11 protein-coding genes and 1 pseudogene are annotated in these 11,985 nt (G+C 70.1%); 5 read left to right on the plus strand and 7 right to left on the minus strand.

Going from position 1 to position 11,985, the window contains the following annotated elements; translation table 11 throughout:
- Window positions 1-29: 29 nt before the first annotated feature.
- The 6 genes from ACFWY6_RS38130 to ACFWY6_RS38155 form a co-directional block, all read right to left on the minus strand.
- Window positions 30-938, minus strand: coding sequence for a universal stress protein (locus ACFWY6_RS38130; RefSeq protein ID WP_384700426.1), 909 nt, complete (start codon window positions 936-938; stop codon window positions 30-32).
- A gap of 221 nt (window positions 939-1,159) precedes the next feature.
- Window positions 1,160-1,402, minus strand: a complete 243-nt coding sequence (locus ACFWY6_RS38135; RefSeq protein WP_135330564.1) for a DUF397 domain-containing protein — start codon at window positions 1,400-1,402, stop codon at window positions 1,160-1,162.
- 107 nt (window positions 1,403-1,509) lie between these two features.
- Window positions 1,510-2,676, minus strand: a complete 1,167-nt coding sequence (locus tag ACFWY6_RS38140; RefSeq protein ID WP_384700428.1) for a thiolase domain-containing protein — start codon at window positions 2,674-2,676, stop codon at window positions 1,510-1,512.
- Complete coding sequence (locus ACFWY6_RS38145) at window positions 2,673-3,740, minus strand: thiolase domain-containing protein (protein WP_384700430.1); 1,068 nt, start codon at window positions 3,738-3,740, stop codon at window positions 2,673-2,675. The genes ACFWY6_RS38140 and ACFWY6_RS38145 overlap by 4 nt, the downstream gene beginning before the upstream one ends.
- Window positions 3,741-4,703: a Zn-ribbon domain-containing OB-fold protein gene (locus ACFWY6_RS38150; protein WP_384700432.1), complete on the minus strand. Its 963-nt coding sequence runs from the start codon at window positions 4,701-4,703 to the stop codon at window positions 3,741-3,743. It abuts the gene before it with no gap.
- A 198-nt stretch (window positions 4,704-4,901) separates the two neighbouring features.
- Window positions 4,902-5,702 (minus strand): crotonase/enoyl-CoA hydratase family protein, encoded by an 801-nt coding sequence (locus tag ACFWY6_RS38155; RefSeq protein ID WP_384700434.1) that lies wholly within the window; start codon window positions 5,700-5,702, stop codon window positions 4,902-4,904.
- Window positions 5,703-5,916: 214 nt separating this feature from the next.
- On the opposite strand from ACFWY6_RS38155, the gene ACFWY6_RS38160 reads away from it, so the two are divergent.
- The 5 genes from ACFWY6_RS38160 to ACFWY6_RS38180 all read left to right on the plus strand — a co-directional run bounded on the left by ACFWY6_RS38160 (window position 5,917) and on the right by ACFWY6_RS38180 (window position 11,667).
- On the plus strand, window positions 5,917-7,533 hold the full coding sequence (locus ACFWY6_RS38160) for an acyl-CoA synthetase (RefSeq protein ID WP_384700436.1): 1,617 nt from the start codon (window positions 5,917-5,919) through the stop codon (window positions 7,531-7,533).
- A 188-nt stretch (window positions 7,534-7,721) separates the two neighbouring features.
- Entirely contained in the window at window positions 7,722-8,096 is a 375-nt protein-coding gene (locus ACFWY6_RS38165) for a hypothetical protein (protein ID WP_384700438.1), read from the plus strand.
- A 319-nt stretch (window positions 8,097-8,415) separates the two neighbouring features.
- On the plus strand, window positions 8,416-9,156 hold the full coding sequence (uppS, locus tag ACFWY6_RS38170; RefSeq protein ID WP_384700440.1) for a polyprenyl diphosphate synthase: 741 nt from the start codon (window positions 8,416-8,418) through the stop codon (window positions 9,154-9,156).
- Window positions 9,157-9,175: 19 nt separating this feature from the next.
- The gene (locus ACFWY6_RS38175) at window positions 9,176-10,276 is read left to right on the plus strand and encodes a hypothetical protein (RefSeq protein WP_384700442.1); all 1,101 of its coding nucleotides are present in this window, start codon (window positions 9,176-9,178) and stop codon (window positions 10,274-10,276) included.
- Between the two features lie 14 nt (window positions 10,277-10,290).
- The gene (locus ACFWY6_RS38180) at window positions 10,291-11,667 is read left to right on the plus strand and encodes a cytochrome P450 (RefSeq protein WP_384700444.1); all 1,377 of its coding nucleotides are present in this window, start codon (window positions 10,291-10,293) and stop codon (window positions 11,665-11,667) included.
- On the opposite strand, the pseudogene ACFWY6_RS38185 reads toward ACFWY6_RS38180, so the two are convergent.
- A pseudogene (locus ACFWY6_RS38185) lies at window positions 11,664-11,909 on the minus strand (chorismate mutase); the annotation flags it as partial. The gene ACFWY6_RS38180 and the pseudogene ACFWY6_RS38185 overlap by 4 nt on opposite strands.
- Between the last annotated feature and the right edge of the window lie 76 nt (window positions 11,910-11,985).

Raw genomic sequence — 11,985 nt, forward strand, 5'->3', positions numbered from 1 at the left:
CCCCCCAGCACGACACAGCCCCGCCCCGCTCACTCCACCTCGTGGACGGGCACCACGGCCACCGCACCCTCCGCGTGCAGCAGCACCGCGTTGGTCACCGAGCCGACAAGGCGGCCGGCCAGCATCCGCCGGTGGTGCCGTCCCACCACCACGAGTTCCGCGTTCAGCGACGCCTCCACCAGGATCCCGGCCGCGTCCCCCGGCAGGACGAGCAGCTCGACGCTCACCTTCGGATGGCGCTCCTTGAACGGCGCGAGCCGCATGTCCGCGCGTTCCGTGTGATCGGCCGCGGCCGCCGCGTCCGCGCTCGCCGAGGTCACGAAGTCGCCGGTGGCGGTGTAGACGAGGGTGGGCGATGCGTAGGCGCAGAAGACGCGCAGCGGAACGCCCCGCATCTGCGCTTCGGCGAAGGCGAAGCCGATGACGCCGTCGTCCGGGGTCAGCGCGTCGAGGCCGAGAGCCACGTACGTCTCTTCATCCGCCGACGGCTCCGCACCGGGCCGCACGACCACGACGGGGCACGCCGCCTCCCGCGCGCACGCCAGACCGTTCGAGCCGAGCAGCAGGCTCCTGAACCCGCCGCGCCCCCGCGACCCGAGGACAAGCAGCTGCGCCCCGTCGCCGAGCCGTGGAATGTCCTTGCCCGGCGCGCCGTCCACGACCTCCAACGTCAGCGGGGGCAGGTCAGCCCGCCCCTCCAGGAGCCCGCGGGTACGGTCGATGACCGGGTCGGCGTCGTGGCGGTGGTCGATGGTCGGCATGCGCGGGCCGTCGGCAAGCGGCAGCGCGTACTGCCGCACATGCGCGATCCGCAGCGGCGCACGGCGCAGCCGCGCGGCGGTCAGCGCCCACTCCAGGGCGTGATCGCTGCCGGCTGATCCGTCCACGGCGACGACAACAGGCTGGACGGTGGCATCGCCGTTCACGGCGTCGCTCATGGCTTCCTCGTCTCCGGCGCAAGGCCAAGGTCGACCGGCTCTGCTTCCGGGCCCGGCCTCGTGCGGCGGGCGGGCCCGGGGGCAGAGTCCAAAGTCACCAGGTCAGCACGGCCGACGGCGCGGCCGGCCGCGACAGCCGGAGACGAGGGCGCACAACGCCCGTACGGCCTACGTCAGATCGACACCTGCGTCAGATCGACGGCGTACGCCTGATCGACGGCCTACGTCAGATCGAACTCGCCCTCGCGCGCGCCGTGCACGAAGGCACCCCACTCCGCCGGGGTGAAGATCAGGGACGGGCTCTCGGGGCGGCCCGCGTTGCGCATCGCGATGAATCCTTCGACAAAGGCGATCTCCACGTCTCCCCGCCCCTCGCTGCTCGATCGCCAGTCCGCGGTGCTGAGGTCGAGCTCCGGCTTGTCCCAGCCTGCGAGCGGATGCTGCTGAATGGTGCCTTCGGCCACGTCCGTGCTCCTCCCGATGCGTCGTCCGCACGCCAGCCTAGCTTTCGGTTCCTGCGCCGGACAGGCCGCGGAAGGAGGACGGCCGCCCGCCCGGCATGACACACCCGTCACGTCGTGGGCGGCTCCGCGCCGACCAGCCACATGGAGAAGAACTGCGCGCCGCCGCCGTAGGCGTGCCCGAGCGCCCTGCGGGCCCCGTCGATCTGGTGCTCGCCGGCCTGGCCGCGCACCTGAAGTGCCGCTTCGGCGAAGCGGATCATGCCGGATGCGCCGATGGGATTGGTGGAGAGGACACCGCCCGACATGTTGACGGGAAGGTCCCCGTCGAGCTCCGTGACGCCCGCCTCCGTGAGCTTCCAGCCCTCGCCCTCATCGGCGAAGCCGAGGTTCTCCAGCCACATCGGCTCGTACCAGGAGAACGGCACGTACATCTCGACGGCGTCGATCTCGCGCCGCGGGTCGCTGATGCCGGCCTGCCGGTAGACGTCGGCCGCGCAGTCCTTGCCCGCCTGCGGGGAGACGAAGTCCTTGCCGGCGAAGAGCGTCGGCTCGCTGCGCATGGCGCCGCCGTGCATCCAGGCGGGCGGTTTGGGTGAACGGGCCGCGCCCGCACGGTCGGTGAGGATCATCGCGCAGGCGCCGTCGGACGACGGGCAGGTCTCCGAGTAGCGGATCGGGTCCCAGAGCATGGGCGATGCCTGGACCTTCTCCAGGGTGATGTCCTGCTCGTGGAGGTGGGCGTACGGGTTCTTGAGCGCGTTGCGGCGGTCCTTGTAGGCCACCAGCGAGCCGACCGTGTCGGGGGCGCCGGTGCGTCGCATGTACGCGCGTACGTGCGGGGCGAAGAAGCCGCCAGCGCCCGCCAGGAGCGGCTGCTGGAAGGGGATGGGCAGCGAGAGCCCCCACATCGCGTTGGATTCGGACTGCTTCTCGAAGGCGAGGGTCAGTACGGTGCCGTGGACGCGGCCCGCGACCAGGTTCGTGGCGACGAGCGCGGTGGAGCCGCCGACCGAGCCCGCGGTGTGGACGCGCAGCATCGGCTTGCCGACCGCGCCGAGGGCGTCGGCCAGGTACAGCTCGGGCATCATCACGCCCTCGAAGAAGTCGGGCGCCTTGCCGATGACGACGGCGTCGATGTCCGCCCAGGTCAACTCGGCGTCCGCGAGGGCGCGTTGGGCGGCCTCCCGGACGAGTCCGGCGATCGACACGTCCCTCCGTGCCGCGACATGCTTGGTCTGGCCGATCCCGACGACGGCCACGGGCTCCTTGTTCATCGGGCGTCTCCTTCGAGGACGGCGACCAGGTTCTGCTGCAGGCAGGGGCCCGACGTGGCGTGGGCGAGCGCGCGGTCCGAGGCTCCCCGGTGGATGCGGGCGGCCGCCTCGCCTAGCCGGATCAGGCCCGCGGCCATCACCGGGTTGGCGGCGAGCGCGCCGCCGGACGGGTTGACCGCGACGTCGTCGCCGAGCTTCAGGGCCTTGCGCAGGACGACTTCCTGCGCGGTGAACGGTGCGTGCAACTCGGCGGTGTCCACGGGCCGTTCAAAGGCTCCGGCCCGCTCGGCGGCGAGCCTGCTGGACGGCGAGTCGGTCAGATCGCGCACGCCGAGGCCGTGCGCCTCGATCCGGTGGTCGATCCCGCGGATCCAGGCGGGCCGCTCGCACAGCTCGCGGGCCCGGTCCCCCGCGGCGAGGATCACGGCGGTGGCCCCGTCACCGACGGGCGGGCAGTCGCCGGTGCGCAGCGGACGCACGACGTACTCGCCCTGCGGCACCGAACCCCTCACCTGGGCATGGGAGTTGGCGGAAGCGTCTGAGCGGCTGCGCGCGGCGACCCCGGCGAGCGCGGGCTCATCGGTCTCCCCCGCGTCGATCAGGGCCTGCGCCTGGAGGGCGGCGAGCGCGACCGAGTCGGGCCACAGCGGCGCCACGTAGTAGGGGTCGAGCTGGCGGGTCAGGACGTCGCGCACCGAGCCGGGGGACGACTTGCCGTACGCGTACACGAGCGCGGTGTCGGCCTCGCCGGTCAGCAGCTTCGTCCACGCCTCGTACAGCGCCCAGGCGCCGTCCATCTCGACGTGCGACTCGGAGATCGGGGGCCAGGCGCCGACCCCGTCAAGGGCCATGGTGAAGGAGAAGGCACGTCCGGCGAGATAGTCCGACGAGCCCGAGCAGGTGAAGCCGATGTCGCTGGTCTTCAGTCCGGTGGCGTCGAGGACCTGGTGCAGGACGGGCATGAGCATCTCCACCTCGGAGAGCTCGTCGGAGGAGCGCCGGTGGTCGGTCTGCCCGAAGGCGACGATGGCGATGTCGCGGGCGGGCCGGATGGCGGACGGCATCTACACCAGCTCCTTGTACGTGTCGTAGTCGGCGTCCGGCTCACCGGTGGGCCGGTAGTGATCGGGGAAGCGGCCGCCGTCGCTCCACACGGGTTCGACGCGCAGGCCCATCCGCACCTGGTCGTACGGGATGCCCGCGATGCGCGCGTGCAGGGCGAGATCGGCGCCGTCGAGCGCGATGTGCGCGTAGACATAGGGCACTTCGATGTCGAGGTTCTTCGCCTTGATGTTGACGATGCAGTACGTGGTGACCGTGCCCCGCGGCCCCACCTCGACCGCTTCCGTCGTGGCGACGCCGCAGGTGGGGCAGGCTCCTCGGGGCGGGACGTAGACCTTGTGGCAGGAGGGGCAGCGTTCGCCGACGACCTTCCGGTCGGTGAGGGCGCCCAGGTAGTCGCTCTGGGCGCGGCCGGGCGAGTAGGTGTAGTCGAGGCGTGCGGGCGCGACGATCCCGGTGACGGGATCCCCGAACACACCGTCGTGCGGGGCACTTTGGACGCCGCTTGCTTCCCCTTCGTACGCCTCGAAGCAGGCGATGTCGGTGATGGCACCGCTCCGTTCGGCGGCCCACCGGATCCGTACGCGCATGCCGGTCCTGACCGCTTCGGGGCCCGACGCGTCCAGGGCGTGCAGCAGCGCGGTGTCGGCGCCGTCGAGCTTCACCAGGACCCAGGCGAAGGGCGTTTGGAGGGGCTGGCCGCGACGGGGTTCGTGGTTCCAGGCCCAGGTGGTGACGGTGCCGGTGGGGGCGACCTCCACCAAGTCGCGTATTTCCTCGGCGGTGACGGGGTCGTACTCGACGGGCGGCACGAGCGTCCGCCCGTCACCGCACCGCACACCGAGCACGACCCGCTCACGCAGCCCGGTGAGAAAGGCGCTCTGCACGGGCCCGAGGGACCGCGTGAACGGAAACTCGACGACGAGAGGGGCGCGCAGAACCTCGGGCGAGGGGGCGGATGCCATCAGCAAACTCCGTTTCTAGGCGATGAAAGCGAGAGGGAGCGCCCCGAAAGGGCGCGATCCAGCTGCGGGGGCACCCCGAAGGGGCGCGATCCAGCTGCGGGGGCACCCCGAAGGGGCGCGATCCAGCTGCGGGGGCACCCCGAAGGGGCGCGGGGAACTGCGCGACCAGCCCCCACCGATCCGCAGACCAAGGGCGACCTAGACCCGCCGAAACACCGGTTCCCGCTTCTCCGCAAAGGCTCTGGAGCCCTCCTTCGCATCGGCGGTGTCAAAGATCGGCCACCCCCGCTTCAACTCCGCGGCAAGGCCGTCCGCCTCGGACATCTCCGCGGTCTCGTACACAGAAGCCTTGACCGCCTCGACGGCAAGCGGCCCGCACGCGTTGATCTGCTCGGCAATGGCGAGGGCCTTCTCCAGCGCGGTCCCGTCCGGGACGACCTGGCCGATGAGACCGATCGACGCGGCCTCGGCCGCCGAGTACGCCCGCCCCGTGAGCAGCATCTCCAGCGCATGCGTACGCGGAATCTGCCGCGGAAGGCGAACCGTCGAGCCACCGATCGGGAAGAGCCCCCGCTTGACCTCGAAGAGCCCGAACGTGGCGGACTCGCCCGCGAGGCGGATGTCCGTGCCCTGGAGGATCTCCGTGCCGCCGGCGACGCAGTAGCCCTCGACGGCGGCGATGACGGGTTTGCGGGGGCGGTGGTGGCGCAGCATCGCCTTCCAGTGCAGATCGGGGTCGGCCTTCAGCCGGTCCCGGTACTGCTCGCCCTCCATCCCCTTGCCCGCGAGGGCCTTGAGGTCCATGCCCGCGCAGAACGTGCCGCCCGAGCCGGTGAGCACGATCGAGCGGATCGTGTCGTCCTCGTCGGCGGCCACCCACCCGTCGTAGAGGCCCACCAGCATCGGCAGCGAGAGCGCGTTCTTCGCCTCGGGCCGGTTGAGCGTGAGTACCAGTGTGGCGCCTTCGCGCTGCACAGCGAGATGTTCCGTCCCACCCATGGCCGTGCTCCCTCTCGTGACAACCGACCTGTCGGCTTCGGATCGGCTTCGGACCTGGAACAGGTTGCAGTAGCCGGGGAGCCAGTTCAATAGTTTTCTGACAGTCAGTCAGATTTCTTGTACGGGGACCCTTCCCAGTTGTGGGCACCTCTGCTCTGATGACCGCCAGAAGCCAGAAGAGCCAGAAGACATGGCGCCGGGGTCAGGAGGAGCGGTGGAGTACAACCTTGCCGACCTGTTCGAGTCGGTCGTCGATGTGGTCCCCGACCGCGAGGCGCTCGTGTACATCGATCACCCCGGCACGGGGGCGGAACGCCGGCTGACGTACGCCGAGCTCGACGCCGCCGCCAACCGCATCGCCCACCATCTGATCGACAGCGGCATCAAGCCGGGCGAACATCTGGGGCTGCACCTCTACAACGGGATCGAGTACCTGCAGACGGTGCTCGCCTGCCTCAAGGCGCGGGTCGTCCCGGTCAACGTCAACTACCGCTATGTGGAAGAGGAGTTGGTCTACCTCTACCGCGACGCGGATCTCGCGGCACTCGTCTTCGACGGGGAGTTCACCGCGCGCGTGGCGGCCGCACTGCCGAGGACGGAGAAGTTGCGGCATCTGGTGCGGGTGGGGACCCCGCCCGCCGGAGCTCCCTCGCTCGACGCGGTGTCGTACGCCGATGCGGAGGCGGCCGGCTCACCGGAGCGGGGCTTCACGGGTGACCGGTCACCGGACGACCTGTTCATCATCTACACCGGCGGCACGACCGGCATGCCCAAGGGGGTGATGTGGCGCCAGGAGGACCTGTTCTTCTCGGGGCTCGGCGGCGGCGCCCCCACCGGTGAGCCGGTCGGGCGCCCCGAAGAGGTGGCCGAGCGGGTCGCCGCGGGCGGCGACGGGATCACCTTCTTCCCCACTCCCCCGCTGATGCACGGCACGTCGACCCTGACGGCGTTCATCTGCTTCAACTTCGGCCAACGCCTCGTCATCCACCGCAAGTTCGCTCCCGAGGAAGTGCTGCGCACGATCGAGCGTGAGAAGGTCACCAGCATGTCGCTGGTGGGCGACGCGATGCTGCGGCCGCTGATAGACGCCCTGAACGGACCGTGCAAGGGCACGGATCTCTCGGCCATGTTCAGCGTGTCGTCGTCCGGCGCGATCATGTCGGAGACGGTACGAGCGCAGTTCGCCGCGCTCGCCCCCAACGTGATGCTCCTGAACAACTTCGGCTCGTCCGAGTCCGGCTTCAACGGCACGGCGACGGACGACTCGGGCCCCGACAAGGGGTTCCGGCTGCGGGTCAACGCCCGTACGCAGGTGGTGGATCCGGCGACGTACGACCCTGTGCCGGCCGGCGAACCGGGGCGCATCGCGCAGCGCGGCCATGTGCCGCTCGGCTACTACAACGACCCCAAGAAGACCGCCGAGACCTTCTTCCAGCGGGGCGACGAGCGGTGGGTGCTGCTCGGCGACATGGCGACCGTGGACGACGAGGGCATCGTCACCGTCCTCGGCCGGGGCTCGCAGTGCATCAACACCGGTGGCGAGAAGGTGTATCCGGAGGAGGTCGAGCAGGCGCTGAAGTCCCATCCGGACGTGTACGACGCGCTGGTCGCCGGAGTGCCCGACGAGCGCTGGGGCAACCGTGTCGCCGCGGTCGTCCAACTCCGTGACGGCGCGGGCCCGTTGGACCTCGAAGCGGTCCAGACCCACTGCCGCACCCGCCTCGCCGGCTACAAGATCCCCCGGGCCGTGGTCTTCACCGACCACATCCAGCGCTCCCCCAGCGGCAAGGCGGACTACCGGTGGGCGAAGGCGGTGGCGGCGGGCGGCTGAGCCACCTGAACGCCCGCGCGGTATCGCCCGCGCGGTATCGCCCGCGCGGTAGAGCGCGCCCAGTAGCCTTCGGCCATGCCCGATCCCTCCTCCTTCGCCGCCGCCACCCGCTTCGACGGCGCCCGTGACGGTGGTGGCAGATCCCCGACGGCTTCCGGCAGTTCACCCCGGACGAGCGGCTTGCTTGGGTGGAGCGGCAGGTCACCGGGGCCGTCGACGCCGAGGAGGGGGCCTGTCGTCTCGTCGTCGGCAAGTCCCTCGGCTCACTCGCCTGTGGCGTCGCGGCGGACCGGAACCTCGCGGCCGCCTGGCTCACCCCTCTCCTGACGTACGACCAGGTGGCCCGCTCGCTCCGGCGGGCCAAGGCGCCGACCCTCCTCGTCGGCGGGAGCGCCGACGCGCTGTGGGACGCCCAGGTCGCCGAGTCGCTGCACCACGACGTCCTGGAGATCCCCTCGGCGGACCACGCCCTGGAACTCGCGGAGGACACCGTGGGCTCCGTCGACGTACTGCGGCAGGTCGTCGCACGGTTGCACCGTTTCATCGGCTCGCTCGACCACTGAGCGATCTGCCGGGGTTGTCGAACGACGGCCGGCGGGCCGGAGCGTGGGATGTGCGGAGAGAACGCCGCGCTTTGAGGGGCGACTTGAGCGCCCTCGGCGGGAGCCGCTGCGGCCTCCGATTGAGGCGTACGCACTGTCAGGCGCCCCTGATCACGCCTTGGCAACCCCGGCGGAGCGGACCAGGATCTTCAGGAAAGGCCGCCGCCCGCAGCCACCCTTGCGGCACATCCACCGACTCCGCCCATTTCCTTGCTCGTTGAGCCCGCTGGATTCGTATCGGCCGTGTATGCACCGGTCCCAGGCGATAGGGAAGTGCCCGATGAGTACTCCTCCGCGCGACCTCCCCCAACAACGGAACGACCGCCGCGACCTCGGCCCGCGCAAGGGGCCACGTCACGTCGCCTTCATAGTGGACGGGAACCGCCGTTGGGCGCAGGCCCATGGCCACCCCGTCGAGCAGGGCCACCGGGAGGGCGCGGACAACGTCTGCCGGGCCCTTCGCTGGTGTGAGGCCGTAGGCATAGAGACCACCACATGGTGGCTGCTCTCGACGGACAACCTCAATCGCGCCGCGGGCGAGCTCCACGAACTCCTGGACATCATCTCCGACCTGACCGACCGGCTGGCGGCGGCCGGGCACTGGAGAATGCGTCACCTCGGGGATCCCCGGCTGCTCCCCAGCTCTCTGGCGACCTCGCTGCGCGAGGCGGAGGCCGGCACCTGTCGCAATCAGGGCCCTCAGATCAACTTCGCGGTCGGCTACAGCGGCCGGGAGGACATCCTCGCCGCGGCGCGCCGGCTGGCCCACCAGGCGGTCAAGTCCGCCGGCTTCACCGTGTCCGAGAGGTCGTTCGCCCAGGCCCTGTCCACCAGCGGGCTGCCCGACCCGGACCTGGTGATCCGCACCTCCGGCGAACAGCGTCTCTCCGGGTTCATGCTCTGGCAGGCGGCCCTCTCCGAACTCTATTTCTGCCCTGTCCTGTGGCCCGACTTCACCCAGTCCGATCTGCACGGCGCCCTGGCCTTCTACGGCGCCCGTCAGCGACGTTTCGGAAAGTAGAGCAGGAAGGAACTGCTGCATGCCCCCTCAGATGCCCCTTCTGTTCCCTGACCTCAGGACGACTGACCTCAGGACGTCTGACCCCAAGACGACTGACTCCAGGACATCTGGTTCCAGGACAACTGGTTCCAAGACAACTGACTCCCGGACGACGGACGACATCCCCGGTTCCTATCGGCCCCTGAAACCCTGGATTCTCTCCCACCTGGGAAAGGGACGTGAAACGTACCCCGCTCACCCGCGGACCGAGCAACTGGAGTCCGCCATTCTCTCCTGGGCGGCGAACCTTGGACTGAGCAAGGTTCATGTCGAAATAGCGGCCCAGGCAACCCCCGGGCACCTGGTGGGCCTTTTCGCCCCACAAGCCCCCTGGAATGTGCTGCTCCCGCTGGCCAAACTGCAGATGATCCTGTTCTGGCTGAACACCGTCGACCTCGGCAGTGATCAGCCGGTCGGTCATCTCGTGGAGCCCGTGAGGAAAACCCTGGAGAGCGGGCATGTGCCGCCCGACGGGCCGGACATCCTCAGGCCGCTAGCCAGTCTGCGCGACGACATCGTCGCGGCGGGAGGAGCGGAACTGATGCCCGGCTTCACGGACTTGCTGCTGGGATTCCTGCACGAGTACACGGCTCGGCAGGCGTGGGAAAGCGGGGAACCCCTCCCGAGCCTGGACCGGTACTTGAGGCACCGGACGCGCACGGCGGGGATCGTCCTCGGCATGTGGGTGCAGAGGCTTCAGCCGGGCCTCGTCGGGCCGGGGAAGGAGCTTCCCGAACCCCTGCTTCACCTCATGAAGCAGGGAAGTCTCCTCGTCGGTCTCGACAACGATCTGCACAGTTGCCACGTGGCGGCCGAATCGGGGGAAAGGCTCAGCCTCATCGGCGTCATCTGCCAGGAATACGGAATTCCCGTGGACATGGCCTTCTCCTGCTCGCTCACGCTCAACGCGGCCATGCGCTACGAGAACGCCAACGCCGTTGCCACGATCTGTGCGGACGCCTCCCTGCCGGAGGAAGTCAGGAAGCACGCCCAGGCGATCTTCTACTGGGTCGACCCCGTCTACACATGGTCATTGGAGACGCCCCGCTACGGGCTGCAGAGCACCGAATCCGGTCACTAGACCACGGAGTGGAAATGGCGAGCCTGCGTTCGGTCCCCATGGCGCCCAAGGCGCTGCCCATCGTCGGCCATCTGATGCCGCTGCTGCGGAACCCGCTGGAGTTCATCAACTCCCTGCCCACCCACGGAGATCTCGTCCGCATCCGCCTCGGCCCCTTCACGCTGGTGGTGATCTGCGATCCGGAACTGACCCGGCAGGCCTTGGTCGATGACCGCGTCTTCGACAAGGGCGGCCCGATCTTCGACCGCGTACGGGAAGTGGTGGGTGATGACGGTCTTGCCAGCTGTCCGTACGGCGCGCACCGGCGGCTGCGCCGGCTGGCCCAGCCCGCCTTCCGCCCGGAACGGTTCCCCGGCTACACAAAGGCCATGAGCGCCTGCGTCGAGGAGGTGACCGGCGCCTGGCATGCCGGACAGATCCTGGACGTGCCCACCGAGATGATGACGATCACATCCAAGATCACGGCCGCCACCCTGTTCTCCGGCGCGCTGCCTCCCGGCGAACTCGGCCCGGTCCTCAACGACGTGAAGACCTTCTTCGACGGCTTCTACCAGCGCATGTTCATGGTCCCGCCGCTGGACCGGCTCCCCACCTCGGGCAACCGCTCCCACGTGCACGCGCGCACCCGCCTGCGCGACGCCTTCGACCAGATCATCGCCCAGCGCCGCGCCGAGGGCGTCGACCACGACGACCTGCTCTCGGCCCTGATCGCGGCCCATGACCCCGAAGACGACAGTCCCCGCATGACCGACGCGGAGATCAGCGACACGATCGTCACCTTCTTCCTCGCCGGTACGGAGACCACGGCCGCCCTGCTGGCCTGGGCCCTCGACCTGCTGGCCCGGCACCCCCAGATGGCGCGGCGGCTGAACGCCGAGGTGGATGCCGTCCTGGACGGGGCCACGGCCACCCACGCCGACCTGCCGCGCCTGGAACTGACGCACCGCATCGTCACCGAAACCCTCCGGCTCCGACCGCCGGGCTGGATCTTCACTCGCACCGTCACCGCCGACACCCGCCTGGGCGGGCACCTGCTGCCCGCCGGGAGCTGTGTCGCCTACAGCCCCTACCTCATCCACCACCGGCCGGACCTCTACGACAACTCCGAAACCTTCGACCCCGACCGCTGGGACCCCAAGCGACCTCAGCCGCCCCGCCACGCCCTCCTCCCCTTCGCCGCCGGCGCCCGCAAATGCATCGGCGACAGCTTCGCGGTGACCGAGGCCGTCCTCGCCCTCGCGACCATCACCGCCCGATGGCGCCTGGAACACCTGCCAGGACAACAACAGGTCCGCCCCGCCCTGGGGTTGGCCTTGCGGCCCGGCAGGCTGCACATGCAGGCAACACCCCGCACCGACACTCAATCAGGTGTCGCACCGACTGCCGCCTAAGACCCGCAGACGGACCGAAGCGCCCGCTCCAAGGCGACGGTGTGCAGCGCGTCGAGCTGTCGGTCGTGCCCTACGTGCACGGCCGCCGCGGTCAGCAGTCCGCCGCAGTAGGGGGCCGTGCGCGCGGACGGCGATGCGGCGGTGGCGCGGACGAGTTCGCCGTTCACGCGGTTGATCTCCTTGCGGACCTCCGCGAGGTCCGGCCGCTCGGCCGGCGCCTGGGAGGGGTCGGCGTCCCACCGGGGGGGGGGGGGGGGGGGGGCCCCCCGTGGGGGTGTCTCGGTGTGGGGGGGTGATCTGTCAGCGTCAGCGGGGGTG

It is taken from the genome of Streptomyces sp. NPDC059037 (assembly GCF_042740015.1).
Lineage (GTDB): Bacteria > Actinomycetota > Actinomycetes > Streptomycetales > Streptomycetaceae > Streptomyces.

Coding starts and splice junctions, on each gene's coding strand:
- ACFWY6_RS38145 (WP_384700430.1), bottom strand. CDS start 3,740: ATGCCGTCCGCCATCCGGCCCGCCCGCGACATCGCCATCGTCGCCTTC.
- ACFWY6_RS38130 (WP_384700426.1), bottom strand. CDS start 938: ATGAGCGACGCCGTGAACGGCGATGCCACCGTCCAGCCTGTTGTCGTC.
- uppS (WP_384700440.1), top strand. CDS start 8,416: ATGAGTACTCCTCCGCGCGACCTCCCCCAACAACGGAACGACCGCCGC.
- ACFWY6_RS38175 (WP_384700442.1), top strand. CDS start 9,176: ATGCCCCCTCAGATGCCCCTTCTGTTCCCTGACCTCAGGACGACTGAC.
- ACFWY6_RS38150 (WP_384700432.1), bottom strand. CDS start 4,703: ATGGCATCCGCCCCCTCGCCCGAGGTTCTGCGCGCCCCTCTCGTCGTC.
- ACFWY6_RS38180 (WP_384700444.1), top strand. CDS start 10,291: ATGGCGAGCCTGCGTTCGGTCCCCATGGCGCCCAAGGCGCTGCCCATC.
- ACFWY6_RS38140 (WP_384700428.1), bottom strand. CDS start 2,676: ATGAACAAGGAGCCCGTGGCCGTCGTCGGGATCGGCCAGACCAAGCAT.
- ACFWY6_RS38155 (WP_384700434.1), bottom strand. CDS start 5,702: ATGGGTGGGACGGAACATCTCGCTGTGCAGCGCGAAGGCGCCACACTG.